General features: G+C 73.2%; 25 protein-coding genes. 11 read left to right on the top strand and 14 right to left on the bottom strand.

Going from position 1 to position 26,898, the window contains the following annotated elements; translation table 11 throughout:
• Positions 1–409 precede the first annotated feature (409 nt).
• Positions 410–868 carry a winged helix-turn-helix transcriptional regulator gene (locus HD595_RS42525; protein WP_253779715.1) on the bottom strand — a complete coding sequence of 153 codons (459 nt, stop codon included), beginning with the start codon at positions 866–868 and terminating at the stop codon, positions 410–412.
• A 166-nt stretch (positions 869–1,034) separates the two neighbouring features.
• On the opposite strand from HD595_RS42525, the gene HD595_RS42520 reads away from it, so the two are divergent.
• Genes HD595_RS42520 through HD595_RS42505 form a run of 4 tightly spaced genes read left to right on the top strand, consistent with a single transcriptional unit; the run spans position 1,035 to position 4,850 of the window.
• A complete protein-coding gene (locus tag HD595_RS42520) occupies positions 1,035–1,895 on the top strand; it encodes a nitrilase family protein (protein WP_253779713.1) in 861 nt (286 codons plus the stop codon).
• Positions 1,896–1,899: 4 nt separating this feature from the next.
• Complete coding sequence (locus HD595_RS42515) at positions 1,900–3,063, top strand: hypothetical protein (RefSeq protein WP_253779710.1); 1,164 nt, start codon at positions 1,900–1,902, stop codon at positions 3,061–3,063.
• Positions 3,060–4,421 carry an amidase gene (locus tag HD595_RS42510; RefSeq protein ID WP_253779708.1) on the top strand — a complete coding sequence of 454 codons (1,362 nt, stop codon included), beginning with the start codon at positions 3,060–3,062 and terminating at the stop codon, positions 4,419–4,421. The genes HD595_RS42515 and HD595_RS42510 overlap by 4 nt, the downstream gene beginning before the upstream one ends.
• 33 nt (positions 4,422–4,454) lie before the next feature.
• Positions 4,455–4,850: a hypothetical protein gene (locus HD595_RS42505; protein WP_253779707.1), complete on the top strand. Its 396-nt coding sequence runs from the start codon at positions 4,455–4,457 to the stop codon at positions 4,848–4,850.
• A 280-nt stretch (positions 4,851–5,130) separates the two neighbouring features.
• Here the strand turns inward: HD595_RS42505 and HD595_RS47075 are convergent, their stop codons facing one another.
• From HD595_RS47075 to HD595_RS42490, 3 genes are read right to left on the bottom strand one after another with little or no spacing between them, the layout of a single operon-like run.
• The gene (locus HD595_RS47075) at positions 5,131–5,988 is read right to left on the bottom strand and encodes a helix-turn-helix domain-containing protein (RefSeq protein ID WP_253779706.1); all 858 of its coding nucleotides are present in this window, start codon (positions 5,986–5,988) and stop codon (positions 5,131–5,133) included.
• 49 nt (positions 5,989–6,037) lie between these two features.
• Positions 6,038–6,940: an alpha/beta fold hydrolase gene (locus HD595_RS42495; RefSeq protein WP_253779705.1), complete on the bottom strand. Its 903-nt coding sequence runs from the start codon at positions 6,938–6,940 to the stop codon at positions 6,038–6,040.
• The gene (locus HD595_RS42490) at positions 6,937–7,635 is read right to left on the bottom strand and encodes a TetR/AcrR family transcriptional regulator (protein ID WP_253779704.1); all 699 of its coding nucleotides are present in this window, start codon (positions 7,633–7,635) and stop codon (positions 6,937–6,939) included. The genes HD595_RS42495 and HD595_RS42490 overlap by 4 nt, the downstream gene beginning before the upstream one ends.
• 135 nt (positions 7,636–7,770) lie before the next feature.
• Between HD595_RS42490 and HD595_RS42485 the strand changes: the two genes are divergently transcribed.
• Complete coding sequence (locus tag HD595_RS42485; protein WP_253779703.1) at positions 7,771–8,121, top strand: VOC family protein; 351 nt, start codon at positions 7,771–7,773, stop codon at positions 8,119–8,121.
• A 134-nt stretch (positions 8,122–8,255) separates the two neighbouring features.
• On the opposite strand, the gene gndA is transcribed toward HD595_RS42485, so the two are convergent.
• Both gndA and HD595_RS42475 read right to left on the bottom strand, forming a co-directional pair.
• On the bottom strand, positions 8,256–9,680 hold the full coding sequence (gene gndA / locus HD595_RS42480) for an NADP-dependent phosphogluconate dehydrogenase (protein ID WP_253779701.1): 1,425 nt from the start codon (positions 9,678–9,680) through the stop codon (positions 8,256–8,258).
• A gap of 79 nt (positions 9,681–9,759) precedes the next feature.
• A complete protein-coding gene (locus tag HD595_RS42475; protein WP_253779699.1) occupies positions 9,760–10,452 on the bottom strand; it encodes an HAD family hydrolase in 693 nt (230 codons plus the stop codon).
• Between the two features lie 22 nt (positions 10,453–10,474).
• Between HD595_RS42475 and HD595_RS42470 the strand changes: the two genes are divergently transcribed.
• The gene (locus tag HD595_RS42470; protein ID WP_253779696.1) at positions 10,475–11,119 is read left to right on the top strand and encodes an NAD(P)H-binding protein; all 645 of its coding nucleotides are present in this window, start codon (positions 10,475–10,477) and stop codon (positions 11,117–11,119) included.
• A 216-nt stretch (positions 11,120–11,335) separates the two neighbouring features.
• The gene (locus tag HD595_RS42465) at positions 11,336–13,825 is read left to right on the top strand and encodes an ATP-dependent Clp protease ATP-binding subunit (RefSeq protein WP_301309744.1); all 2,490 of its coding nucleotides are present in this window, start codon (positions 11,336–11,338) and stop codon (positions 13,823–13,825) included.
• A 23-nt stretch (positions 13,826–13,848) separates the two neighbouring features.
• On the opposite strand, the gene HD595_RS42460 is transcribed toward HD595_RS42465, so the two are convergent.
• Both HD595_RS42460 and HD595_RS42450 read right to left on the bottom strand, forming a co-directional pair.
• A complete protein-coding gene (locus HD595_RS42460; protein ID WP_308211345.1) occupies positions 13,849–14,796 on the bottom strand; it encodes a DUF2218 domain-containing protein in 948 nt (315 codons plus the stop codon).
• A gap of 95 nt (positions 14,797–14,891) precedes the next feature.
• Positions 14,892–17,210, bottom strand: a complete 2,319-nt coding sequence (locus tag HD595_RS42450; protein ID WP_253779694.1) for a transglycosylase domain-containing protein — start codon at positions 17,208–17,210, stop codon at positions 14,892–14,894.
• A gap of 133 nt (positions 17,211–17,343) precedes the next feature.
• On the opposite strand from HD595_RS42450, the gene HD595_RS42445 reads away from it, so the two are divergent.
• Positions 17,344–18,411 (top strand): D-alanyl-D-alanine carboxypeptidase family protein, encoded by a 1,068-nt coding sequence (locus HD595_RS42445; protein ID WP_253779692.1) that lies wholly within the window; start codon positions 17,344–17,346, stop codon positions 18,409–18,411.
• A 21-nt stretch (positions 18,412–18,432) separates the two neighbouring features.
• Here HD595_RS42445 and HD595_RS42440 read toward each other — a convergent pair whose 3' ends face one another.
• Both HD595_RS42440 and HD595_RS42435 read right to left on the bottom strand, forming a co-directional pair.
• Positions 18,433–18,780 (bottom strand): MmcQ/YjbR family DNA-binding protein, encoded by a 348-nt coding sequence (locus HD595_RS42440; protein WP_253779690.1) that lies wholly within the window; start codon positions 18,778–18,780, stop codon positions 18,433–18,435.
• Positions 18,781–18,922: 142 nt separating this feature from the next.
• On the bottom strand, positions 18,923–19,339 hold the full coding sequence (locus tag HD595_RS42435) for a CBS domain-containing protein (protein WP_253779687.1): 417 nt from the start codon (positions 19,337–19,339) through the stop codon (positions 18,923–18,925).
• Positions 19,340–19,527: 188 nt separating this feature from the next.
• On the opposite strand from HD595_RS42435, the gene HD595_RS42430 reads away from it, so the two are divergent.
• The gene (locus HD595_RS42430; RefSeq protein WP_253779685.1) at positions 19,528–20,322 is read left to right on the top strand and encodes a class I SAM-dependent methyltransferase; all 795 of its coding nucleotides are present in this window, start codon (positions 19,528–19,530) and stop codon (positions 20,320–20,322) included.
• Between the two features lie 144 nt (positions 20,323–20,466).
• Here the strand turns inward: HD595_RS42430 and HD595_RS42425 are convergent, their stop codons facing one another.
• From HD595_RS42425 to HD595_RS42415, 3 genes are all read right to left on the bottom strand, one after another.
• The gene (locus HD595_RS42425) at positions 20,467–21,219 is read right to left on the bottom strand and encodes an ABC transporter permease (RefSeq protein ID WP_253779682.1); all 753 of its coding nucleotides are present in this window, start codon (positions 21,217–21,219) and stop codon (positions 20,467–20,469) included.
• A gap of 102 nt (positions 21,220–21,321) precedes the next feature.
• Complete coding sequence (locus HD595_RS42420; RefSeq protein ID WP_253779680.1) at positions 21,322–21,855, bottom strand: hypothetical protein; 534 nt, start codon at positions 21,853–21,855, stop codon at positions 21,322–21,324.
• 244 nt (positions 21,856–22,099) lie between these two features.
• Positions 22,100–23,206 (bottom strand): hypothetical protein, encoded by a 1,107-nt coding sequence (locus HD595_RS42415; protein WP_253779677.1) that lies wholly within the window; start codon positions 23,204–23,206, stop codon positions 22,100–22,102.
• A 105-nt stretch (positions 23,207–23,311) separates the two neighbouring features.
• Between HD595_RS42415 and HD595_RS42410 the strand changes: the two genes are divergently transcribed.
• Positions 23,312–24,103 (top strand): arylamine N-acetyltransferase family protein, encoded by a 792-nt coding sequence (locus HD595_RS42410; protein ID WP_253779674.1) that lies wholly within the window; start codon positions 23,312–23,314, stop codon positions 24,101–24,103.
• Positions 24,104–24,322: 219 nt separating this feature from the next.
• Positions 24,323–26,062, top strand: coding sequence for a DUF1996 domain-containing protein (locus tag HD595_RS42405; RefSeq protein ID WP_253779672.1), 1,740 nt, complete (start codon positions 24,323–24,325; stop codon positions 26,060–26,062).
• 152 nt (positions 26,063–26,214) lie between these two features.
• Here HD595_RS42405 and HD595_RS42400 read toward each other — a convergent pair whose 3' ends face one another.
• Positions 26,215–26,898: a tetratricopeptide repeat protein gene (locus HD595_RS42400; protein ID WP_253779670.1), complete on the bottom strand. Its 684-nt coding sequence runs from the start codon at positions 26,896–26,898 to the stop codon at positions 26,215–26,217.

Raw genomic sequence — 26,898 nt, 5'->3', positions numbered from 1 at the left:
AACCATCATGTCGTACTCTGAGGTTAGTTGCAATTTGCAACCGATCCGCAAGAGAGCGAACGGACCCGACTCGGCCGAAGGGCCCGCAGCGGATCGCTGAAGGCCCGCGGCCAGGTGGCCGCCTGGCACCCACGGTCGCGAAAGGGGGCGACATGGTCAGCAAGCACCAGACGCGAAGCGGGGCCGGCACTACCGCCGCCCGCAGCTCCGCAGGAGCGCTTGCGCGCTCGGGGGGCACGCCGGGCCGTTCGTTCGCATCACCGCGCTCGGCCCGCGTCCACGCCGACGCTGAAGCGCTGTGCCGGCCCACACGGGCCCAGGCGAGTGTCTTTGGGGGAGCCAGAGATGGTTGACCTGGCCGATCCGCCGGCATGGCGAAACGGGTGAAGCCCTCCGGCGCGCGGCGCCGTCAGTTCGCGTGCGACACCTTGCGGACGTAGGCGTTGCGATACGTGATGGGCCGGCCCTCCATGTCGAGCGGTTCCAGCTTGCGGATCGGCCGGTCGCCGTCGATCTCCAGCAGCTCCGAGTGCTGTTCCCCTTCTGCGAAGAGATGCCCTTCGCCCCACTGCCGCAGCGCGACGAGGACCGTGAACAGGTCGGAGCCCTTCTTCGTCAGCGCGTATTCGTGATAGGCCGTGCCGTCCGAGGCGGGCCTGGTCTCGAGCACTCCCTGCGCCACGAGGGTGCGGAGCCGCTCGGTGAGGATGTTGCGGGAGAGGCCGAGGCTTCGCTGCAACTCGCCGAAGCGGCATATCCCGTCGAACACGTCCCGCACGATCAGTACTGACCACCGGTCCCCGACCACGCTGACCGCCCGCGCGACGGGGCACTCCGCGGACGTCAGTGCCTCCTTCGATGCTCCCACCCGGTCCTCCCGTCGTACGGAAATCAGATCCTGAACTAGTTGCAAAACTGTACCACTAACCCTACTCTTCGCTTATCCAGTCTTCTTTTTGAACTAGCTACCAAGGAGTAGTTACATGTCCGAGAGCGTCGCAGCGACCGACGAGACAAGGGTGAGCCCGGTCCGGGTGGCCGTCGTCCAGTTCGAGCCACAGGTCGGAGTGGAGAACCTCAAGGCGAACGCTTCCGCGGTCGAGCAGCGTCTGAACGCAGCCGGTGAGGCAGGTGCCGGCCTGGTCGTCCTTCCCGAACTGGCGACGACCGGCTACGTCTTCGAAACGCGTGAGGAGGCGTTCGCGCATTCCGAGACGGTCCCGGACGGACCGTCGCTGCAGATGTTCGAGCGGATCGCGGCTGAGCACCGCATGTACATCGTCGGCTGCGTCGTCGAGCGAGACGGCGAACGGCTCTACGACACGGCCGTGCTCGTCGGCCCCGAAGGCTACATCGGCCGCTACAGGAAGACGCACCTGTGGAACACCGAGAAGCTGTGGTTCACCCCCGGCGACGAGGGCTTCAAGGTCTTCGACACCCGGATCGGCCGGATCGGGCTGCTGGTGTGCTGGGACATCTGGTTCCCCGAAACCGCGCGGATCGTCTCCCAGATGGGTGCCGACATCATCTGCGTCCCCACGGGCTGGGTGTGGACGCCGCCACCGCTCTACGACGCGAGCGGCGTCTGCATGGCCGCCCATCTGACGATCACCGCGGCGCATGCCAACAACATCTTCATCGCGACGGCCGACCGTACGGGGCAGGAGCGCGGCGCCGGCTTCATGGGCAACTCGCTGATCGCGAGCACCAACGGGTGGCCGATCGATCGCATCGCCGGCCCTGACGAGGACACCATCATCTACGCCGACGTCGACCTCACCGCCACGAGGACGGCACCCATCTGGAACCAGCTCAACGACCTGCATCGCGACCGACGGACGGACCTCTACGACCAGATGCTCGGCTACCGCGGCGCGCCGCCGCTGCCCCGGTGACGTCGTGAAAGCCGGCTTCGACCTGGTGAAACCCTCTCGCCGGGCCCTCGGGGTGGCCGCGTTCGTCGTCCTGGCGAGCGCGGTCCTGTGGACCTCGACGACCTACGCGCCGGCCTGGGAGGGCGACTACAGCGACGTCGCCGGCCTGGCCCGATGGGTCCTGGCGGCGATCTCCGAACCGCAGTTCTACGCCGCCGGAACCGCGAGCGCCCTCCTCCTTGTCGGGGGCCTCGCCGGCCACGTGGCGCATCGCCGCAACTGGCACCCGCAGGGCTTCGTCCAAGCCTGCGGAACCGGGATCTGGCCCCCGGTCGCCGGTGCCGCACTCCTCAGCGTCCTCCTCAGCGCACTGCTGTGGGGCACGACCCTGGCCGGCGGCACCTGGCAGCCCCTGTTCGCTCCCCTCGTATCCGTCGCACCGGCGGTCGTCGTCCTGTACGGGCCCGGCCGGCGGGTGGTCCTCACGGCCGCGGTCGCCGGCGCGTTGCTCGTCCCTCCCGCGGCGATCGCGCTGGTCACCTGGGTCTGCCACCCGCTCGGCCTCCCGCCGGTCGTCGGTGCGACGGCCGCGATGACTCTGGCAGCCGCGGTGGCGTTCGTGATCTGCCCCCGGCTGCCGTGGATGCCCGAACCCTGGGCATGGCGTTCGACCACGCCCGAGACCGCGGCCGCCGAGCAGCGGCCTGCGGACTACGGGCCGGCGTGGGTGCTCCGGCGAGCGCTGGCGGACATGTCCGAGGCCCAGTTCTTCGGCAACGAATGGGCGAGCGGGGCCCTGCTCGTCGGCGCCCTCCTCGCCTATGCGACAGCTCCGCAGTCGCTCGTCTACGGTTCGGGCCTGTTCCTCACGGTCCTGATCGGACAGCTGCTCGCCGCCCTGGTCGGAGTGATCGTATGGCGGCGCCGATGGCGGGCGGCGGGCTTCTACCCGACCTTCGTCCCCGTGGTGAGCGTCGTCCCCGCCGCGGTGCTCGCCTGCGACGGCGCGCTCCTCCCGACCCTGCTGGCCGCAGTCGCCGGCGCGGTCATCTCACCCCCGATGGCGGCCGCGATCTCGGCTCGCCTCCCGTCCGGATTCCACCCCTTCGTCGGCAACGTCGCCGCTATGAGCATCTGCACGGCCGTGATCGTGCCCTTGCTCTCCATGCTCCAAGGACCACTGCAATGAACAACAACACCACCACACCTCCCACGATCGCCGATCTGGGCGCTGCGCTGCGCGAGAGGAGGACCTCGGCCGTCGAGCTGGCCCGTGCGGCACTGCGACAGATCGAAGATCGCAACCCCGCGGTGAACGCCTTCGTCCTCATCGACGAGGACGGGGCACTCGCCGCCGCCGAGCAGGCGGACGCCGACCTGGCGGCGGGGATCGATCGCGGAGCGCTGCACGGCGTGCCGGTCGCGGTCAAGGACATCATCGACATGACCGGACTACCGACCACGTGCGGATCGGCGTCATCGTTCGGGACCGCCCGGGCGAGCGAGGACGCCGAGATCGTGACGCGGCTCCGGCAGGCCGGGGCCGTGATCGTCGGGAAGACCACGCTGCACGAGTTCGCCTACGGCGCGACAGGCGACCGCTCGGTGCACGGCCCGTCCCGTAACCCGATCGACCCGACGCGCATGTCCGGCGGTAGCAGCGGAGGCAGCGCCGCGGCGGTCGCATCCGGGATGGTGCCCCTGGCGGTCGGCACCGACACGGCGGGCTCGGTGCGGGTGCCGGCAGCCCTGTGCGGGATCGTCGGGTTCAAGCCGGCCTACGACGCGCTGCCCGCCGGCGGCGTCTACCCCCTCGCCCCGACGCTCGATCATGTCGGGCTGTTCACGATGACCAGCCACGACGCGCTGGTCGCGTACCGCGCGCTCAGCGGCGCGTCTCACGGGCCCACCCCGGCGAGCGTGAGCCCGGCCCACGGCGAGCCGGTCGCCTGGATCTCCCCGGAGCAGATCGCGCCGACCGACCCGCGGGTCGCCCGGATCGCGCACGACCGTCTGGCCCGTAGCGGAGTGGACCTCTATCCGGTGTCCGGACTCCTGGGCGATACCGGGGACCTGTTCCGGACGTTCTCGGCTCTGCAGGGACACGAGGCATTCGCCGTCCACGAGACACATCTTCCGGGCGAGGAGTCACTGATCGACCCGGACGTGCTGGCGCGACTGAGGACCGGGCAGTCGATCACCGCCGAGCGGTACGCGTCGGCCGATCGCGCGCGGCAGGAGTTTCGCGACCTCGTGCTGCGCCTGCTCGCCCAGCACCCGGTCCTCGCCGTACCGACCGTCCCCATCGTCGCCCCGCAGGTGGACCAGCGAACGGTGCACGCCGGCGATACGACGGTCGAGACGCGCACGGCGCTGCTGTCGCTCACCAGCCCGTGGAACATGGCCGGCGTCCCCGCCCTGAGCGTCCCGGCGGGATTCCTCGACGGGCTGCCGGTCGGAGTTCAGCTGATCACCGCGGCAGGAGGAGAGGACCGGCTCTTCGCGATCGCCACCGGCATCGAGAACGCCGCCACCACTCCAGCCTGACAACCGCCGAATCGCGCGAAAGGCACTCCGCCCATGCCATCCATCCAGATCGACCTCCCCCTCGACCTGCCCGCCTCCTCGAAGCAGGAGCTCGCCGCACGCTTCGGACAGATCTACGCCGAGCGTATGGCGGTCAACGCCGACCTGCTGACCGTCTCCATCCACGATCTCGGGCACGGCGGTGTCTGGCGCTGCCACGAGGACGGCGCCCCCACACCGTCCGCCCTCATCATGTGCGACATCCGGAGCGGACGTCCCCGCGAGACCCGGGCGGCACTCGCACAAGCACTGATCGACACATGCGTCGACCTGTTCGAGCTCGACCGTCTCTGGATCAAGGTCGAGTTCACGCAGCACACGGGCGACGAGATGTACCACCCCCATCTCGGGGGCTTCAACAAGGACTGGACGGGCGACGAGCGCGGCTGATCAGCGACCCCGTCGGCACCGTCCTCGCCGCTGAGGTCGCTGCTCGCGACGGCTCGTTCCCGTCGCTCTCGGAAGTCGGGCGGCTCGGAGGAATCTCACCTCCAGGCCGCCCGTACTCACGCGAATCCGGCCGACCCCGTGCGATCTGCGATCCCGGGGAGCCGCCGCTGGGTGGTGCCCATCGTGCGTGGGACGGTGACGGCACTCGCCGTTGCCGGGCCGCCGGCCGTCGGCTCTGCTTGAGCTGCCGGCCGCAACCGGCAGGCCGGCGCGGCCGGGATCATGCCGATCCCGCCTCCGGCGGCGTGCCGGGCCGCGCACCCGCGTGGCCCAGCAGGCGGCGCAGGGCGGCCGGGGTGTGGCCGGCGTGGCGGCGGATGGTGCGGGTCAGGTGGGCCTGGTCGGCGAAGCCGAGATCGGCCGCCAGCCGCGCCAGGCTCTGCTCCCCGGCCTCCAGCCGGTCGAGCGCCCTGCCGACCCGCACCCGGTTGCGGTAGTGGGTGAGCGACACGCCCAGCTCGCTGGTGAACGCCCTGCTCAGCCGGTACGGCGACACGGACAGGAGCTCGGCCAGCGTCATCAGCCCGCCCGCCGCCTCGTGATCGGACGCGATGGCCTCGCGCGCCGCGTCGACCACCGCGCCCGCCGTCCGCCCGGGCCCGCGCGAACCTCCGCCGGCGGCCGGGGGAGGGGCCACGCGGCTGAGGGAGGCGGCCAGCAGGGGCAGCAGGGCCTCGGTCAGCTCGTACGCGGGGTCGCCGCTGCGCGTCGCGGCCAGCAGCCGGCGGTGGGCCAGGTCGAGCCGGGCGTCCACGTAGACCGTCGAACGCGCCGGACGTCCGCGGTCACCCGCGAGGACCTCCCACAGGCGGGGCGACAGGCGCAGCACGGTGCACACGTCGCCGCCCGCCGGGTGCGCGAACCGCTCCTCCTGGCCGGGCAGCGACAGGTAGGCCATCGCCCGGTCCACCAGCGCGCCGCGACCGTCGGCCATCCGCCGGAAGCGGCCCCGCCTCGGCAGCACGAGCTGATGAGCCGACCCCACCTCGACCGGCGACCACCCGCGATGGTCGTCGACGCAGGTCACCGCATGAACCACGAACCCCGGCCCGCTGGCGAGCCGCACACCTGAACGCACCCCGCGCACGCTACCGGCCGCCTCCGACAATTCACGTGATGGGGTGCGATCAGCGGGTCCGCGTGCTCGGGCGCGTCGCGAGGGTGGTGATGAAGGCGGCGATCTCGTCGGGGTTCTCCTCGGCCATGAAGTGCCCGGACGTGGTCGGCTGGTAGGTCAGGTCCGGCGCCCAGGCCCGCCACAGTGACGCGGCGTCGAAGCCGAGCCGGGAGCCCCAGTCCTGTGAGATGACGCCGACCGGCATCGCGAGCCGCGCGCCACGTTCACGGTCGGCTCGATCCATCTCCAGATCGATGCTCGCGGTGGCCCGGTAGTCGGCCACGATGGAGTCGATCGCGGCGACCGAGCTGTCGATGTAGTAGGCGCGTTCCTCAGGGGTGAACGTCGTGCCGTTGGGGTCCCACGCGTCCAGGAAGGAGCCGAAGAACTCCGGAGCGACCGCGCGGATCATCTTCTCGGGAAGCCCGATGGGCTGAGCCATCAGGTACAGGTGCCAGGCGACTTTGGCGTCGGCTCCCCGCAGAACGGCCCACGTGTCGAGGGTGGGCAGGACGTCGAGGATCCCCAGGTAGTCCACGACGGCGGGGTGGTCCAAGCCGGCGCGGACGGCGACCAGGGCACCGCGGTCGTGCCCGACGAGCCCGAAGTGGTCGACGCCGAGGGCGGACGCGACCGTCACGATGTCCTGAGCCATCGTGCGCTTGGAGTACGCGGCGGGGTCACTCCCGTCCGGCTTGTCGCTGTCGCCGTATCCGCGCAGGTCAGGGACGATGACCGTGTGGTCGTCGGCGAGCCTCGCCGCGACGTGGCGCCACATGTAGTGGGTCTGCGGGAAGCCGTGCAGGAGGACCACGGCCGGCCCGCTCCCGCCGACGGCGACGTTGAGGCCGACGCCGTCGGTGCCGGGGATGGCCTGGTAGTCGAAGCCGTCGATCGTCGGTCGGCTGGTCATGCGTTCTCCTTCGCGTCAGGGGCGGCGCTCTCATGGGTGGTGGGGGCCGGGTGGCCGGAGAAGATCCCGGCGGGCAGGGGAGCCCGCCCGGACGATGCCTTCAGGGCGGGGATGACGATGGTGTCGACGAGTGCGGACAGGTACTCCTCGTCGACCGCGAGGTCGTTGACCCGTCGCAGCAGGAGGGCGGCACCGACCACTTCCTCGAACGCGAAAGGGTCCGCGCCGTCGGGCAGTTCGCCGCGTGCGATCGCGGCGTCGATGACCTGTCGCGGCAACCGGGCTCCTGTCGGGCCGACGGCGTTCTCGATGGCCTCGCACAGGTCCGGGTCCTCCAGGCCCGCCTGCAGGAGCAGCATCGCGGTCCGGCTGTCCGTGGCGCGCATGGTCCGGTCCAGGCGCCGGCACAGGCTCAACACGTCCCCGCGCAGGCTGCCCGTGTCGATCGGCTCGCCGGCCCCGCGCTGTGCGGCCCCGGTCTTGACCGCGGCGATCACCATCTCCCGCTTGGACGCCCACCGTCGATACAGGCTCGCCTTGGATGTCCGGCACCGCCGGGCGACCTCCTCGAAGGACACCCCCTCGTAACCGGACTCCGCCAGCACCTCCAGGACGACAGCAGTGATCCGCTGGTCCAGACCCGCGTCACGGGGACGGCCGCGCGCCGGCTCCTCGACATTCTTTCGATACGCCACGCCCCGTATCGTAATGCATGGTGCTGAACGCCACCAAATGGGAGAGGGGGCTGCCCGACGAGTGTCGGCGAGGAAGCGCGGCCGGGCGCAAGGATGTTCAAGACCGCGCCCACCGCGCCGAGCAGGCTGGGCCGTATGACGACCCTTTCCACGATCATCTTCGACTGCGCCGACCCGGTCGCGCTCGCCGCCTTCTACGCCAAGGCCACCGGCTGGCGCGCCGGCGAGGGCGACGCCGACTACGCCACCGTCGAGGGCGGCCCCGTCACGCTCGCGTTCCAGCGGGTGGACGGCTACCCCGGCGGTCCCGGCTGGCCGGGCGGCGAGAAGCACCTCCACCTGGACTTCCAGGTGGCCGACCTCGAGGCGGCCCGCCGCGAGCTGGTCGCCCTCGGCGCGGCCATGCCGGAGTTCCAGCCGGGTGAGGACTCCTGGACCGTGTTCACCGACCCCGAGGGTCACCCGTTCTGCGTCTCGGCCGCCTGACGGCCCTCGGACACCGGCGCTCGTACGGTGCGAACGCGTGCGGGGAGGCCACCCGGCCGAGCGGGCCGGGCGCCTCCCCGCATCACATCGCCCAGGACAGGCGGACGGTCAACCCGCCGAGGATGGCCGGACGGTCACGCCGAGCGCTCCGAGCGGTCGCCCGACCAGTCCGTGTGGAAGGCGCCCTCCCGGTCCACCCGCAGGTAGGTGTGCGCGCCGAAGAAGTCGCGCAGCCCCTGCACCAGCGCCGCCGGCAGCCGGTCGCGGCGCAGCCCGTCGTAGTAGGCCAGCGCCGAGGAGAAGCCCGGCGTCGGCACCCCGATCTGCACGGCCGTGGTGACGACCCGCCGCCACGCGTCCTGCGCCAGGTTGAGCGCCGCCGCGAACGTCGGGTCCGCGAGCAGCGTCGGCAGCGCCGGGTCGGCGTCGTACGCGGCGCGGATCCGGTCGAGGAACTTGGCCCGGATGATGCACCCGCCCCGCCAGATGGTGGCCATGGCGCCCAGTTCGAGGTCCCAGCCGTACTCCTTGGAGGCGGCGGCCATCTGGTCGAAGCCCTGCGCGTAGGCGACGATCTTGGACGCGTAGAGCGCCTGCCGCACGTCCTCGATGAGCTCGCGCCCGCCCACGCCCGACAGCTTCGGCCCCTCCAGGCCCGCGGCGGCGGCGCGCTGCTCGGGGTGGCCGGACAGCGCGCGGGCGAAGACCGCCTCGGCGATGCCGGTGACCGGCACGCCCAGGTCGAGCGCGCTCTGCACGGTCCAGCGGCCGGTGCCCTTCTGCTCGGCCTGGTCGACCACCACGTCGACGAACGGCTTGCCGGTGGCCGCGTCGACCTGGTCCAGCACCTCGGCGGTGATCTCGATGAGGTACGAGCCGAGGTCGCCCTGGTTCCACTCCCGGAACACCTCGGCCAGCTCCGCCGGGGTCGCGCCGAGCGCCTGCCGCAGCAGGTCGTACGACTCGGCGATGAGCTGCATGTCGGAGTACTCGATGCCGTTGTGCACCATCTTGACGAAGTGCCCGGCGCCGTCGGGGCCCACGTGGACCGCGCACGGCACGCCGTCGACCTTGGCCGAGATGTCCTGCAGGATCGGCCCGAGCGCCTCCCACGACTCCTTGGAGCCGCCCGGCATGATGCTCGGCCCGTTCAGCGCGCCCTCCTCGCCGCCGGAGATGCCGGTGCCGACGAAGTGGATGCCCTTCTCCCGCAGGGCCGCCTCGCGGCGCCGGGTGTCGGCGAAGTGCGCGTTGCCGCCGTCGACGATCATGTCGCCGGGCTCCATCAGCTCAGCGAGCTGGTCGATCACCGCGTCGGTGCCCGCACCGGCCTTCACCATGATGATCGCCCGCCGGGGGCGCTTCAGCGAGGCCACGAAGTCCGCGAGCTCCTCGGAGGCCACGAACGTGCCCTCGCCGCCGAACTCCTTGACGAGGTCGCGGGTGCGGCTCGCGGAACGGTTGTGCACGGCGACCGCGTAGCCGTGTCTGGCCAGGTTGCGGGCCAGGTTGCGTCCCATGGTCGCCAGACCGGTGACGCCGATGTCTGCCAAGTCCATTTCAGCTCCTCCATCAGGGGTACGCACGGTCAAGCCGCAGGGGTTCGGCCGGATATTCCCGCCACGCCGATCGTCGCGGTCACTCGGTGCCGCGCACGCCGAGCTCGTCCAGCCGGCCCAGCATGTCCGCCGGGTCGGAGTACACCCGGAAGGCGCCCGCCCGTTCGAGTTCGTCCCTGCCGTAACCGCCCGACAGCAGCCCGATCCCGAGCGCGCCCGCCCGGCGGGCGGCCAGCAGGTCCCACACGCTGTCTCCCACCACCATCGCATGCGCGGGGTCCACGCCGACCAGCGCCGCCCCCGCCAGGAACAGGTCGGGGTCCGGCTTGGCGCGGCGCACGAGGTCGCGGGTGACCATGGGCGTGTCCTCGGGCAGGCCGAGCATGGCGAGGGCCAGCCGGGCCGTGCGGGCGTACCCGCTGGTGGCGATCGCCCACGGCACGCCCCGCGACGACAGCTCGGCCAGCAGCTCGGCGGCGCCGGGCAGCGGGCGGACCGAGTGGACCTGCTCGGTGTAGGCGTCGGCGTGGGTGTTCTGCAGCTCGTCGATCTGCTCCTGGGTGAGCTTCAGCCCGGTCTCGCGCAGCAGCGCGCTCACGAACAGTCCGCCGCTCATCCCGATGCGCCGGTGGATCCGCCACACCGACAGGTCGATGCCCATGCCGGACAGGGCCTGCCGCCAGGCGATGACGTGCTGGTACACGCTGTCGATCAGGGTGCCGTCCAGGTCGAACAGGAACGCCGGGGTGGGGGCCTGCGGGAAGTCGCTCATGGCTCCATGACACCATGGGCGGATGAGGATCATCATCGCGGGCGGTCATGGGAAGATCGCGCTGCGGCTGGAGCGGCTGCTCGGGAGCGCCGCCGTCGGCCTGGTGCGCAATCCCGCGCACGTGTCCGACGTCGAGGCCGCCGGGGCCCGTGCCGTGGTGTGCGACCTCGAACGCGCCTCCGCCGAGGAGCTGGCCGCCGTGCTCGACGGCGCCGACGCGGCCGTGTTCGCCGCCGGCGCCGGGCCGGGCAGCGGCGTGGCGCGCAAGGACACCGTCGACCGGGCCGCCTCCGCGCTGCTGGCCGACGCGGCCGAGCGGGCGGGGGTGCGCCGCTTCCTGCAGATCTCCTCCATGGGCGCGGGCAAGCCTCCGGCGGGGGGCCGCGACGAGGTGTGGGCGGCGTACATCACCGCGAAGACGCAGGCCGAGGTGGACCTGCGCGGCCGCGACCTCGACTGGACGATCGTCCGGCCGGGCGGCCTGACCGACGACCCGGGCACGGGGCTGGTCCGACTGGAGCCGGAGGTGCCGCGCGGCACGGTGCCCCGCGACGACGTGGCGGCCGTGCTGGCGGAGCTGCTGCGGGAGCGGGCCGCGGTCCACCGGACGCTGGAGCTGGTCTCGGGCGACACGCCCGTCGCGGAGGCGGTCGCCGCCCTGCGCTGACCCTGCGCTGACCCTGCTCCGCCCGAATGCCGGAGGAGTCGCGCCGCTCCGAGCGGCTCGCCCTGGCGTCGAGGGCCTCGCGCCGCCCCGGCGGATCGGCGCTCCGCCCCCGTACCGCGGGATTTTGCCGTCCGGCGCCGACGGCTTGACTTTGCCGGGCGGCGTCTTCGGCAAGGGGAACCCTCAGTGCGTGAGGAGGGATCCGTAATGTCGAACATGTCGGATATGCCGCTATTCGGGAGAGATCCGTTCAGGCGGTTCGAGGAGCTCACCGGACGGATGTTCGGCGACGCGTGGCCGCCCGCCCGGCCCAGCGTGCAACGCGTCGACATCGGCAGGCTGCTCAGCGAGCAGGCCCGCCAGGTGCTCACCGACGCCCTGGAGACCGCCGGACGGCGCGGCGCCGACGACCTCGGCGACCTCGACCTGCTCGACGCCCTCACCCGCAACGAGCAGGCCAGGGCCCTGCTCCTGTCCGCCGGCACCGACGTGGACCGGCTGCGCGAGCGGGCCGAGGCCGCCGCCACGCCCGGCGAGCCCGCCGACGAGCCGCCCGCGACGCTCTCCCCGGCCGTCAAGCGGATGCTCCTCGACGCCCAGCGCGTCGCCCGCGCCCTCGGCTCCTCCTACATCGGCCCCGAGCACCTGCTGCTCGCGCTCGTCGTCAACCCCGACTCCACCGCCGCCCGGCTGCTCCAGGAGGCCGGCGTCACCGTCGAGCGGCTCCAGCGCGCCCAGGGGCACGGCGAGGAACCCCGCCCGGCCGACCGGATGTCCGCCAGCGACACGCCCTCGCTCGACCAGTTCGGCAGGGACCTGACCGAGGAGGCCCGTCAGGGCCGGATCGACCCGGTCGTCGGCCGCGAGGACGAGATCGAGCAGGCCCTGGAGGTGCTGTCCCGCCGCACCAAGAACAACCCCGCGCTCATCGGCGAGCCCGGCGTCGGCAAGACCGCCATCGTCGAGGGCATCGCCCAGCGCATCGTCAACGGCGACGTGCCCGACCCGCTCAAGGACCGCCGCGTGGTCGCCCTCGACCTGACCGGCATGGTGGCCGGGACGAAGTACCGCGGCGAGTTCGAGGAGCGCATCAAGAAGGTCGTCGACGAGGTGCGCGCCGCCGCCGACCGGACGATCGTGTTCATCGACGAGATGCACACGCTCGTCGGCGCGGGCTCGGCCGAGGGCGGCATGGACGCCGCCAACATCCTCAAGCCCGCCCTCGCCCGCGGCGAGCTGCACGTCATCGCCGCCACGACCATCGACGAGTACCGCAAGAACGTCGAGAAGGACGCCGCCCTCGAACGCCGCTTCCAGCCCATCCTCGTCGCGGAGCCCACCGTCGAGGAGACGATCGAGATCCTGCGCGGCCTGCGCGACGCCTACGAGGCCCACCACCAGGCGCGCATCACCGACGAGGCGCTGCACGCCGCCGCCATCCTGTCCGACCGCTACATCCCCGACCGGTTCCTGCCGGACAAGGCCATCGACCTCATGGACCAGGCCGCCGCCCGGGTACGGCTGCGCGCCCGCACGCCCAGCACCGACGTGCGCGACCTGGAGGAGCGCCTCGACGCGCTGCGCCGCGACAAGGACCAGGCCGTCGCCGGCGACGACTTCGACAAGGCCAAGGAGCTGACGGCGGAGATCGGCAAGCTGCGCCCCGAGCTGGAGCGCGCCCGGCAGGTCCGTGACGAGGCGCCACAGGTGACCGCCGAGGACGTCGCCGAGATCGTCTCCCGGCGCACCGGCATCCCGGTGCGCCAGCTCACCGAGCAGGAGCGCGAGCGGCTGATGCGGCTGGAGGACCATCTGCACCAGCGGGTCGTCGGCCAGGACGAGGCCGTCGTCGCGATCGCCGAGGCGGTCCGCCGCGCCCGCGCCGGGCTGTCCGACCCGCACCGGCCGATCGGCAGCTTCCTGTTCCTCGGGCCGACCGGCGTCGGCAAGACCGAGCTGGCCCGCGCGCTCGCGGCGGCGCTGTTCGGCGGCGAGGACCACATGGTCCGGCTCGACATGAGCGAGTACCAGGAGCGCCACACGGTCTCCCGGCTCGTCGGCGCGCCGCCCGGCTACGTCGGCTACGAGGAGGCCGGGCAGCTCACCGAGGCCGTCCGCCGCCGCCCGCACTGCGTGCTGCTGCTCGACGAGATCGAGAAGGCCCACCCCGACGTGACCAACATCCTGCTGCAGATGCTGGACGACGGCCGCCTGACCGACGGCCAGGGCCGCACCGTCGACTTCACCAACACGATCGTCATCATGACCAGCAACATCGGCGCCCAGCTCATCCTCGACTCGGGCGACGACCCGAACCTGGAGGAGCGGCTCATGGACCTGCTGCGCCACTCCATGCGGCCCGAGCTGCTCAACCGCATCGACGAGACCATCATCTTCAAGCGGCTGGACCGCACGCAGCTGCGTCAGATCGTCGAGCTGTTCCTGGAGCGCACCCGGCAGCGGCTGCGCGGCCAGGACATCGACCTCCAGGTCTCGGAGGCGGCCGTGGACTGGCTGGCCGAGCGCGGCTACCAGCCCGAGTTCGGCGCCCGGCCGCTGCGCCGCGTCGTCCAGCGGGAGCTGGACAACCGGCTGTCCGCGCTGCTGCTGACGGGGGAGGTCGGCGAGGGCGGCCGGGTGATGGTGGACGTGGAGAACGGGCGGCTGTCCCTGCGCTCCCACAACCCCGAGCCGGTCGGCGCCTGATCCCCCCTCAGGTCACGTCCGGCTCACTTCCGGCGCGCGAGGGTGACGCCGTCGCGCACCGGGAGCATCACCGACTCCACCCGCTCGTCGCGGGCGACCATCTCGTTCACGCGGCGGATCGCCACCTGGTTCTCGCCCTGGAAGGCCGGGTCGAAGACGCGCCCGGCCTGGAAGACGTTGTCCAGGACGACCAGCCCGCCCGTCCGCAGCCGCGAGACGATCTCCTCGTAGTAGTCGGGGTAGCTCACCTTGTCGGCGTCGATGAAGGCAAAGTCGTAGACCTGCTCGGCGGGCAGCGCGCGCAGCGTGTCGAGCGCGGGCCCGATGCGCAGCTCCACGCGGTCGGCCACGCCCGCGCGCTCCCAGTACTCGCGGGCGATGGAGGTCCACTCGTCGCTCACGTCGCAGGCCAGCAGGTGGCCGTCCGCGGGCAGCGCGCGGGCGATGCACAGCGAGGAGTAGCCGGTGAACACGCCCACCTCGATGGCGCGACGCGCCCCCGTCATCCGCACCAGCAGCGACAGCAGCGCGCCCTCGTCGTGCGAGATCTGCATGCCGGCGGCGCCGCCGGTGGCCTCGCGCGTCCGCGTCACCAGCTCCGTCAGCAGCTCGTCGGGCGGGGTGCAGTGCGTGAGCAGGTAGTCGCTCGCGACGGGGGACAGGACCTCCAGCTCGTCGCCCGCGACGGGCTCCGTCCACTCGGTACGCAGCTCCTCCTGGGCGGCGAAGCGCAGCAGGTGCCGGGTCACCACGTCCTGGACCACGGCCAGCGCCTCGGCGTCGGCCGCCGTCGCGATCATCTCCAGGGCGTCGCCGGACGGCGCGAGCACGCACTCCCCGTCCGAGAGGGTGATCGTCGCCCGGCCGTCGGCGGACAGGGCCGTGGTCGCCTTGTGCCCGAGGTGGGAGACGAGCTGCTTGATGTAACGCTCGGGGCGGTCGGTCGGGACGAGGGCCGTCGAGATGGGCATCGGGCTCCTTCGGTGAGAGGCGGATCCGGGCTCGTACCCCGAAAACTACTCCCGGACGCCGGAGCCGACCGCGACGGCCCCGGCGTCCGGGGGCGTCACTCCGTCCCGGTGCCGTCGGCGCCGTCCGGCACCGTGCCGTCCGACACCGTGCCGTCCGACACCGTGCCGTCCGGCGCGGTGCCGTCCGGGATGGTCCCGTCCGGTGCCGTCGTCGGAAGGGCGCCGCCGCCGGGCAGGTCGGCGATCTGCGTGTCGTCGATGACCCCGTCGTCGTCCGTGGGGTTCTGCTCGTCGTCCGGGGTCTGCCGGCGCACCGGCGCGCAGGCCGAGCCGCAGCCGCCGAAGCGGGCCTGGTCCACGGGCGTGAACGGCGTGGCCGGCGTGCCCTTCAGGGCGGCCAGCATGGTGTCCTTCCAGATCGGGCCGGGCACGGAGGCGCCCTGGACCGAGCCGAAGGACTGGCCGCCGAGCGTGATGCCCGTCAGCTTGTAGCGCTGCGAGCCGCGCGGGTCGCCGATGCTGACCGCGCCCGCGAGGTCCGGGGTGAAACCGGCGAACCAGGCGCTGGCGTACCCGTCGGTGGTGCCGGTCTTGCCCGCCGCCGGCCGGCCGATGCCGCCGACGCCGCGCATCGTGCCCTGGGTGAACACGCCGGACAGCACGTTGGCCGCCGCGTCGGCCACGGGCGCCTCCACCGCCTGCCGGCACTGCGGCGCGAAGGAGGTGGACCGGCCGGTCGCCACATCGGTGATCTTGGTGATGGCCAGCGGCGCGCAGTACTTGCCCCGGGCCGCGATGCCCGCGTAGGCCGCCGCCACCGTCACCGGGTCCATCTCGTTGATGCCGAGGGTGAACGTCTCGACCTCGTGCAGGGGCTTGCCGTCGGCCCGCCGGATCCCCAGCGACTTGGCCGTCTCCACGGTCTCGCACAGCCCGACCCGCTGCTCCAGCGCCACGAAGAACGTGTTGACGGACCCCCACGTGCCGGTCGCCAGGGTCTTGAACCCGCCCGTGCCCTCGTCGTTGGTCACCGGCCACGACGGGATGCCCATGTTGTTGCCCTTGCAGTCCTTGAAGCTGGACGCGGAGGGCGCGGTGTAGCTGCCGCCGACGCTGATGCCGTCGCCGATCTTCATGCCCTTCTTGAGGGCCGTGAGGAGGGTGAAGGTCTTGAACGTCGAGCCCGCCTGGAAGCCGATCAGTCCGCCGTGCCGCATGTCGGCCACCGGGTTGTAGGAGATCTCGTGCTTCTTGACGTCGGATCCGAACGGCCGGCTGGCCGCCATCGCCCTGATCATGCCGGTGCCGGGCTCGACCAGCGCCTCGGAGGCGAGCGCCCGGTCGGAGGCGTACACGTGCTTCTTGACGGCCTTGTCCGCGGCGGCCTGCGCCTTCGGGTCGAGCGTCGTGTAGATCCGCAGCCCGCCCCGGCGGAACGCCTCCTGCCTGGCCCGCTGGGTCTTGCCGAACGCCTTGTTGGTCAGCAGCTCGTAGCGGACGTACTCGCAGAAGTACGGCGCGGAGACGGTGGCCTGGCAGCCGTTGGGCTGGCGGACGCCCTTGTAGCCGAGCTTGGCGGACTTGGCCTCGGCGGCCTCCTCGGCCGTGATGACCTTGAGCTGGGCCATCCGGTCGAGCACCGTGTTGCGCCGGTCGAGCAGCCGCTTGCGCGCCTTGGCGCCGGTCTCGGGGTCGGTGAGGTTCGGGTTCTGCACGGCTCCGGCGAGGGTCGCCGCCTGCGGCAGCGTCAGCCGGGCCGCCGACACCCCGAAGAAGCGCCGGGCCGCCGCCTCCACGCCGTTCGCGCCCGCCCCGAAGTACGCGATGTTGAGGTACTTCGCCAGGATCTCGTCCTTGGTGTACTTCTTCTCGATGCCCATCGCGTAGCGCAGCTCGTTGAGCTTGCGGGCGTAGCTGGCCTCCAGGGCCTTCTCCTTGCCCTCCTCGGTGGCGGCCGAGTTGAGCAGCACCTGCTTGACGTACTGCTGGGTGATGCTGGAACCGCCCTGACTCACCCCGCCCGAGCTGAGGTTCTTGGCCAGGGCGCGCACGGTGCCCTCGATGTCGATCGCGCCGTGCTGGTAGAAGCGGTCGTCCTCGATGGCGACGATCGCCTTGCGCATGATCTCGGAGATCTGGTCCAGCCGGACCACCTTGCGGTCCTCGGCGTAGAACTGCGCGATCCGCTTGCCCTTGGCGTCGTACACCGTGGACGCCTGCGGCAGCGGCGGCTCCGCCAGCTCCATCGGCCGCAGGTTGAGCTCCTCGGCGGCGGAGACGACCGCGGCGCCGGAGCCGCCCACGGCGGGCAGCGCGATGGCGGCGACGAGCACGCCGGCGGCCGCCGCCGCTCCGAGCAGGCGGGCGACGCCCGTCAGCCGGGCATGGCTCCGCGTGGGGTTCGCATCGGGCATGGCGGCCATCCGACCACACCCGGCCGCGCCTGTCCAAGACTGCGCCGCCGGGCCGTCCATACGGAAGCCGATATCGGTCCAGCTCGAATGGGGTGATCTTCGGGCGGTCCGCCCGTTCTGGTAGGTATGGCGGATGCGCATCAAGCCGTGGGCCGCCGTCGCGGCGGCCGTCCCCCTCGCCGCGGGCTGCGTCTCCGGCCCTCCCGCCGTCCGGGCGTCGCAGGCGCGTCCCCCCGCCGCCTCCGGCGCTTCGGGTGCTTCAGGTGCTACGGGTGGCTCATCCGGCGTTTCCGGGGCTTTGGCCGCCAAGCCGCCCCAGGTGCCGGCCGGGACGACGGCCGCGTGGGTGGTCTTCGACCGCCAGGCCGGCGGCGGCGGGCGGATCGTGGCCACCCGCAACGCCCACCGGGCGTTCCGCTCCGCCTCGGTGGTGAAGATCCTCCTCGCCGTCGACTACCTGGAGTCGCGCACGACCGTCCCGCCGGCCGACGCGCGGCTGCTGAAGATCATGCTGCGCTCCAGCGACGACGACGCCGCCTCGACCCTGTGGGACCGCGCCGGCAAGGGCGCCGTCATCACCCGCATGGCCCGCCGGCTCGGCCTGTCCGACACCGCGCCGCCGCCCGCGTCCAAGCCCGGCTTCTGGGGGTACACCTCGCTCAGCGCGTACGACGTGGTCCGCGTGTACCGCTACCTGCTGGACCGGGCCGCGCCGCGGGTCCGTGACACGATCCTCGGCCACCTGCGGGCCGCCACCCCGTGCGGCACCGACGGCTTCGACCAGTACTTCGGCATCCCGCGCGCGCTGCCCCGGCCGTGGGCGGTCAAGCAGGGCTGGTCGGGGTTCGGCGAGGTGCCGCCGGTGCGCTGCCGCCCCGGCTCGGCCTCCCCGGGCGTCGTCTCGGCCGGCTCCGCTCCGGCGGGCGCGGTCCCGGCCGGCTCCGCTCCGGCGGGCGCGGTCTCGACCGGCACGGCCGCCACGGGGGCGCGGGGGGCGTCGATCTCGGCCGTGGCGCTGCGCGCCCGCGGCTCCGGCGTGCCGGACCTGGGGCGTCCCGTGCTCCACACGACCGGCCTGGCCGGCAAGGACGACAGGTACGTGCTGGCGGTCCTCACCGCGCACCCGGCGGGCGGCACGTGGAGCGCGTCGGTACGCCGCATCACCACCCTGACGGCGGAGCTGTACCGCGGCCTGCGCTGAGCCGCCCGGCGCCCCGGCGCCTCAGCGGATGCCGGCGGTGTGGGCGGCGTAGACCTTCTTCGGCACGACCATCCGCCACGCCTCGACGACCAGTTCGCGCATCTCGTCGAGGTCGAGGGCCGACATCCGGACGAGCACCCAGTTGTAGCGCAGGTCGCGCTCGTCCGGCATGAGGAACTTGTGCGGCTCGGCGGCCACCAGCGCCGCGCGCTCCTCCTTCGGGAACGCGAAACCCATCACGGTCTCGTCGCGGGAGAAGGCGAGGTAGACGATCGAGCCCACCCGGAACTTGACGCGGTCCCTGATGAGGTGCTCCGACGAGCGGGGGAGGGGGGACGCGATCCGCCGCACGTCCTCGACTGTGACCATCCCGCCACCGTAGCGACCGCCACCGACATTCCCGCGCGCCGCCGCCACCGACATTTCCGCGCGGCGCCGGCATGCGTCCGGGCCCGGCCGTGGGGCCGGGCCCGGACGTGCCTGCCTGATGTGCGGGCCGGAATGTAGCGGCTCAGTCGTTGCCGGTCGCGGCCGAGATGTCGCCGAGCGCCGACTCCGGGTCGCGCTCCATCGCCAGGTCGCCCAGGCTGACGATCCCGACGGCCTTGCCGCCCTCGACGACGGGCAGCCGCCGTACGGCGTTCGTGCGCATGAGCTGCACCGCCTGGTCGAGGCTGGTGTCGGGACCGACGGTCTCGACGGACGGGCTGCACGCCTCGCGCACCGGCGTGCCGGGACCCTTGTCCGCCGCGACCACGCGGACCGCGATGTCACGGTCGGTGATGATGCCGCTGACCCGGCCGTTGTCGTTCACGATCACGGCTCCGGCGTCGTTGTCACGCATCAGCGCCGCGGCGACCGAGACGGGTTGCTCCGCCTCCACCGCCGCGGGCCGGGCCGTCATGATGTCTGCCACGGTCTTCGCCATGGGGGTTTCCTCCTCATCCAGCGTCGTCCGGCCGGCGTGGGTCGCCGGCCCGCACCCTCTACCCGCCGCCTCGGCCCCCTCACCCCCGCGCCTTCACGCTTCTCGCATGATGAGACGAATCTTCTCTCATGCTGAGACGAGGGCTAAGGTTGCCCTGTCGGCCACGGGATGAGGACAAGGGAGTTCTGATGGACGCCGTATACACGCACGGCCACCACGAGTCGGTGCTGAGGTCGCACCGGTGGCGCACCGCCGAGAACTCGGCGGCGTACCTGCTGCCCCACCTCAAGCCGCACATGACGCTGCTCGACGTGGGCAGCGGGCCGGGCACCATCACCGCCGACCTGGCCGCCCGGGTGGGGCACGTGACCGCGTCCGAGGTGACCGTCGAGGCGCTGGAGCTGGCCCGCGCCGAGCTGGCCGCCCGCGGCGTCGCCAACGCCGCCTTCGCCGTCGCCGACGCGCACGCCCTCGACTTCCCGGACGACACGTTCTGCGTCGTCCACGCCCACCAGGTGCTCCAGCACGTCGGCGACCCGGTGCGGGCGCTGCGCGAGATGCGCCGCGTCACCAAGCCCGGCGGCTTCGTCGCGGCGCGCGACAGCGATTACACGGCCTTCGCCTGGTACCCGCAGATCCCCGTGCTCGACGACTGGATGGCCCTCTACCAGCGGATGGCGCGCGGCAACGGCGGCGAGCCCGACGCGGGACGCCGGCTGCTGTCGTGGGCCCGGGCGGCCGGGTTCGAGGACGTGACCGCCACCTCGTCCACGTGGTGCTTCGCGACCCCGGAGGACCGGGCGTGGTGGGGCGGCATGTGGGCCGAGCGCATCCTCGGCTCGGCCATGGCCGACCAGGCGCTCGCCACCGGCGCCGCCACCCGCGACGACCTGCTCCGCATGGCCGACGGGTGGCGCGAGTGGGCCGCGGACGGGGACGGCTGGTTCTCCGTCCTGCACGGCGAGATCCTCTGCCGCGCCTGACCCTCACCGGCCCTCCTGCGGTGAGGTGACCGCAGGGCGGCAACCTCACCGCAGGAGGGCGGCCGTCTCACTGCGGGGCAGCCGTCTCGCTGTGGGATGGCCGTCTCACAGTGGGAGTGGCCGTCTCACAGTGGGGTGGCCGTGTCACTGCGGGGTGGCGCCGAAGCGGCCGCGGGCGGCCACCTCGATCGTCACCAGCGTCGCCACGGCTTCGGCGGCCAGCAGCGCCACCAGCACCACGAGCTGCACGATCCCGGCCTGTACGGGGCTCGCCCCGCCGAGCAGCATGCCCACGAACGCGCCCGGGAGCGTGACCAGCCCCACGGTCCGCGTCTGGTCGAGCGCCGGCACCAGCGCCTGCGAGGCCGCCGGACGGCAGATCTCCAGCGCCGCCTCCCTCGGGGTGAACCCCAGCGACAGGGCCGCCTCCACCTCCCCCTTGCGCTGGGCCAGCTCGTCGAGGGCGCGCCGCCCGGCCAGCGTGGTGGCGGTCAGGCAGCCGCCGAGCAGGATCCCGGCGACCGGGATCACCACCACGCCCTTCGCCGAGATCACCCCGCCGGCCGCCAGGACGCCCAGCACCGGCGCGACGCCCGCCGCGATGGGCACGGCCGCCCACCACCCCCTACGGCCGCGCGTGACGCGCCGGCCCGCGGTGAAGGCGGCGACGCCGTACATGAGCAGGATGAAGCCCGCCACGGCGGCGGAGGAGGCGATCACCCAGGCGATCACCGCGGACACGGCGCCCAGCTGCACGGCGGCGCGCAGGCTCGCCGTGACCACGGCCCGCCCGTGACCGAGCCGCCCGAGCCAGGCCACGACCGCGCCCACCGCGACGAGGAGCACCAGGGCGGCCGGGAGCAGCGGCGTGAGCGTGATCAGCGAAGACGAGCGCACGCTCACCAGTCTGAACCCTCACCCGCCACGATCACGGATGACCGGGGCGGGACCGCGCGCCGTCCCCGGGTTCGAACATGGCGGAAGGTCAGATGGCCCGGGTCACGTGCCCAGGGTGCGGGCGCGCTGCCATTGGGGATCGCGGTAGAGGACCACGTCGGTGCCGGCCAGCAGCTCGTCCGGCGCCGACAACATGGTGATCTCGCCGGACGCCTGGAGGCGCAGCAGCAGGTCGCGCACCCTCGGCCCCACCGGGAGCCGGCCCGTCTGGAGGCCCAGCCCCGCGCGGACCGCGTCGGCGACCTCCGACAGGTGGAACGGCCCGTCGATGCCCGCCACGACGTCCCGCACGACACTGAGGGTGATGAGCTGCTCCGCCTCGGCGTGGGCGAGCTGCCAGACGACCTGCTCGCGCCGCCGGCCGGTGCCCGCGCACGCCGTGCAGTCGCGTGTCAGCTCCGGCACGAACCCGGGCGCCACCGGCTCCTGGGCCGAGCCCAGGCAGACGCTGCACTGGCCGGTCTCGGCGGCGTGCACCTCCGCGCTCATGCGGCTGGGCAGATCCTCGCCGCAGTCGCAGACGTACGCGTCGCCCAGGATGGGGGCGGCGGGGGGAGTGATCGTGTGCTTCGTCATCGCCGCCGACTCTACCCGCGCCCACCCGCCCGCGCGCCCGCCTGTCCGTCCCGCGCACGGCCCACCCGCCCACGCGCCCGCCTGTCCGCGCGCCCGCGGCCCGCAGCGGCGGCGCACGGCTGGGGAGCGCGTCGAGAGCGTCGTCCCGGGAGAACGTCCCGGGAAAGCGGGCCGGGAGAGCGGGCTGGGAGAACGTCCCGGGAGAGCGGGCCGGAAGTAGCCGGGCCGTCGGAAGAGCCGGGGACTAGCCGCGGATCGAGGCGAGGCCGTGCAGGCGGCGCAGCGCCTTGCGGGCGGCCGCGGCGACGCGTTCGTCCGGATGGTGGTCGATGAACACCCGCAGCACCTGCGCCGTCCACGGATGGTCACCCAGGGCGAACAGCGCGAGGGTCCCCGCCTGCTCCTCGGCGTCCATGCCCGTCGAGATCGAGGCGATCACCTCGTCCGTCTCGCCGCCGAACTCCAGCAGCGTCGCCGCCATGTCCACCAGCGCCCACGCGATCTCCTCCGGCGTCGAGGGACGCTCGTCGCGGCCCAGGCGGGCCGCGATCACCGCTCCGAGCCGGGGCGTGTCGATGAGCCGGTCGAGCACCAGCCGGCCCTCGTCGCCGAAGTCAGTCGCCAACAGATCCACGCCGACGGCCCGGCCCAGCGGGCTCGCGGCGGCGAGCGCCGCGCCCACCTCCTCGGCCGCCTCGCCCCGGTCCTTGCCGGCCAGCCAACCGGTCAGTTCCTCCAGCCGCTCCGGCTCCGGGTACGAGCGCAGGCCCTGCAGCAGCGCGGCGGCGTCCTGCGTGGCGAACGACCCCATGACCGGGATGTCCTGGCCGGACGCCTCGCTGACCAGTCCCCTGGCCGCCCACGAGCCGAGCGGGCTCAGCGTGTACAGCTCGGCCATCTCCGCGTCCGCCGCTCCGCCCCCCGCCTTGCGGCCCCGTCCCCGCGTCCCGGTGGGAGGAGGGTCCTGTACGACGCGCCGTACCAGTCCGAGCGTACCGAGGACGCCCGGCGGCCCGGACAGCCGCTCGCGCCGCATGAACAGGCGTACGAGGCACAGGAAGACCTGCTCGTCGCGCAGGAGGACGTCGCGGCACACCTCCGTCCACGTCCGGAGGATCTGCCGGTCCTCCCCCTCCCGCAGGACCTCCGCCACCTGCTCCCGGACGGCCTCGTCCAGCAGCTCCTCCTCGCTCGCCCCGGAGCCCTGCTCGGGTCCGTCGGTCGCGGGGGCGGTGGGGCGGAGGAGGGCCGTCGTCAGGGGCGCCGCGCGCACGGCCGCCGCCAGCTCGGCCTCGGAGGGCAGCCGTACCGGCGGCTGGAGGGGCAGCGTGTCATCGTCGTTGGTGGCCACGACTCCCATCCTGGCGGACGCGGGGGCCGCCCCGCGGCGGTCCCCCTGCCGCGAAGCCCTCCGAAGCGACCGCGGCGCGGCTCCGCACCCGGCAGGCTGGGAATCATGACCTGGGACATCGAGAAGCTCGACCTGGACGCCTACCTCGCCCGCATCGGACACGACGGCGCCCGCGCCCCCTCCGCCGCGACGCTGCGCGCCGTCCACCGGGCGCACGTCACCTCCATCCCGTTCGAGAACCTCGACGTCGTCCTCGGCAGAGGCGTCCCGATCGACCTGGAGAGCCTCCAGGACAAGCTGGTCCGCAGGCGCCGCGGCGGCTACTGCCACGAGCACAACCTCCTGTTCGCCGCCGCCCTCGAACGCCTCGGCTTCCGCGTGACCCGCCACCTGGCCCGCATCCGGCTCGGCGGCCGGTTCCACCTGGCGCGCACCCACGCGACCCTCACGGTGGAGCCGGAGGAGGGCGGGCGGTGGCTGGCCGACGTGGGGTTCGGGGGTGAGGGGCTGGTGGAGCCCCTGCCGTTCCGCGACGGGGCGACGGCGCGCCTGGGGGAGTGGGCGTGGCGGCTCGGCCGCGACGGCGACTTCTGGGAGCTGCGCGCCGGCGACACCGCGCTGTACGCGTTCCGGGAGGAGGAGCCGCAGTACCCGAGCGACTTCGAGGTGGCCAACCACTACGTCGCGACGAGCCCGCGCTCGCCGTTCACCCGGCACGTGCTCGCGCAGCGCACGACCCCGGACGCCAGGATCCGCATCGAGGACGTCATGCGGGAGGACGCCGGCGCCGTCGCCACCGCCCCGGGGCTGGTCGCGGTGCTGCGCGACCGCTTCGGCATCGAGCTGCCGGAACGGGACGCGGCCGAGCTCCTGCCCCGGCTCGCGACCGCCCCCTGACCTCCACCGGAGGGTCCCGGAGCCCGTTCTCGAAAGGGGACGGCACGTGGCCCGCGCCCTCGCCTCGGCAACCTCGGAAACCGTTTCCGACCGGGGCCTCCGGGAGACGGCGCGGCGCGGTCGCCGGTCCGCCGGGAGCTGAACCGCCGGACCGGCGACGCCGTACCTGGCGAAAAGCAGATCTTCCGGATCTGCTGCATCGACCGGGAGGAGTGTCGCATGCGAGGTGCCTCGCGTGGACGTCCGTTCAGGCCCTGGCTGACCCTGTTCGGCGGCATCGTGCTGGTGCTCGCGACGGGCCCGTCACCGCAGCAGGGGGCTGGCGTGTTACGGCTGTCCGGCGCCGGGTCGTCGGCGGGCGCGAACAGCGCCGAGACGATCGTCTGCCCCGGCGTGGCGGACCGGTTGCCCGCCGTCCCGGCGGCGGCGCGGGAGGAGGTGGACCGCAACCTGGCGCTCCTGGAGAAGCAGATCGCCGAGGCGAACGCGCGGCTGGCGTCGTCGGCCGGCGAGGGCGGCCCGAACTTCGTGCGCAACGCCATCCTCGGCCCGCTGGAGGACAAGCGGGCCGCCGCCATCGACCGGATCGCGATCGCGATCGGCCGCGTCGCCGCCCGCCCGACGGGCCTGGACGGGCTCGCCGCGTGCTCCCTGTCCACGTCCGGCACGCCCGGCTCCTCCGCCACCGCCACCGCCACCGCCTCGGCCGCGGCGGACCCGGCGGCGATCGGGCCGACGGCCGACGACTTCGTCGACATCCGGCAGGTCGCCCGCGCCGAGCAGCCACGGAGCACGGGCAGGGGCTCCCGGGGCACGTTCCTCTCCCGCTGCGGCGTCCCGGGGGATTCCCACGCCAACGAGGACGACCTCATCGTCGCGCCCGGCGTCCAGGACGGCGCCCAGCAGCTCATCGACTACGTGGGCAACACCACGACCGACGCGTTCTCCACCAACGAGAGCCTGGCCGCGTCAACCACCACCTGCGCCAACCGCGCCGACCGGTCCACGTACTTCTGGCCCGTCCTGCGCACGCGCGCCACCGACGAGCCGGACAGCACCCCCACGAGCCCCGCCCCTACGGTCACGGGCACCTCTTCGAGCACGGGCACCGGTTCGAGCAAGCGGACCGGCACCGGCGCCGAGGCCGCCCCCACAGCCCCAGCCGATCCCGATCCCTCCGATCCCGATGCGACGGACCTGCCGACCGACGTGCCCACCGACCTCGGCCCCACCGACCTCGGCCCCACCGACCTGCCGCCCGAGGCCGGCGCGACCGACCTGACCCCCGACCCGGGAACGACCGACTTGGCGCCCGACCCCGGCACGACCGACCCGGCGCCCGACGACACCCTCTCCGCCCAGCCCGACGCCGCCTCCACAGCCCAGGCGGACAGCCCCCGGCAGGCCGTCGAGAACAACGTCGGCACCCCGGTGGAGCCCGTCGCCGTGCGCGTCCAGTACCGCGGCAACCCCACCTCCCGGGTCACGGCGATGCCGCGCTTCCTCCGGCTGCTCTCCGGCGACCCGAGAGCGCTGACCAACGGCGACGACAACGTCCGCGCGGCGTGGAGCTGCACCGGCTTCACCGACCGGCTGACCGACAAGTACCCGATCTGCCCCTCGGGCAGCCGCCTCGTGCGCGTCCACGACATGCCGAGCTGCTGGGACGGCGAGAACACCGACAGCGCCACCCACCGCGCGCACCTCGTCTTCCCCGGCGAGGACGGCGCCTGCCCGAGCGGCACGCGCGCCGTGCCGCAGCTCCGTCTCACGCTCGTGTACGGCGAGCTGCCCACGACCCGGCCGGAGGGCACGGACGTCCCGTTCGCGCTGGACTCGTTCGCCGGCGAGCGCCACGCCCCGCGGACCGCCCACGCGGGCGCCGTCGTCGTGATGTCGGACCGGCTCATGCGGACCGTCGTCACGTGCGTCAACACCGGCAGGAACTGCGTCACCTGAGCCCTCAGCGGGGTGCCCCCCCCGGCCCGCGAGGTGGGTGTCGCGGGCCGGAGGCATGGGCGTGCGTGCTCAGGAGTGCGCGGCGTTTCAAGGGAACGAGGACGCGCGACGGGCGGGCCGCCATGCGGAAGGACGCAAAGGAGCGAGGCTGCTCAGGAGGTCGCGGCCAGGCGGGCGCGGGCCTCCTCGACCTGGCGCAGGATCGCCTTGGCGCCGCCGGCCTCCGCCAGTTCGGCCGCCTCCGCCGCCAGCGTCTCGGCGTCGCCGGCACGCCCCTCGTCGAGGGCGACGTGGACGAGGCCCACGAGGTTCGCGGCGACGCCGGGCAGGAACCCCAGCTCCCGGCGCAGCCGCGTCGACTCCTCCAGCCGCTCCCGCGCCACGTCCAGCCGCCCCGCGGCGTGCGCGGCGATGCCCAGGTGGCGCGCCGCGTACGACATGGTCAGCCGGTCGCCGGCGGCGCTCGCCAGCGCGTACGAGCGCTCCAGCAGCGGCAGCGCCGTGTCATGGTCGTGCCGTACGACCTGGTGGTACGTCCCGAGCCAGAACACCGCCTCCGCCTCGCCCCGCGTGTCGCCCAGCGACCGGTAGAGGCCGCGGGCCCGCAGGAACAGCGGCAGCTCGTCGGGGTCCTCCTCGCCGTCGCGCAGGAAGCGCGCGTGCGCGATCCGGCCCCGCGCCAGGGAGAGATCGGCCTCGACCGCGTCCAGCTCGTGGCCGGCCGCGGTCAGGGCGCCGTCGTCGCCGCCGAACACGGCCTCCTCGTACAGCGCCCTCGCCCGCTCGGTCCACCCCTCGGCACCCATGGCCTCGCCTCCCGTCACCCATCGTCCCAT

Origin of the sequence: Nonomuraea roseoviolacea subsp. carminata, from assembly GCF_024172185.1 — a bacterium.
GTDB lineage: Bacteria > Actinomycetota > Actinomycetes > Streptosporangiales > Streptosporangiaceae > Nonomuraea > Nonomuraea roseoviolacea.
Note: the sequence above shows the minus strand (reverse complement) of the source record. Positions and strands in the feature narration are given on the sequence as shown.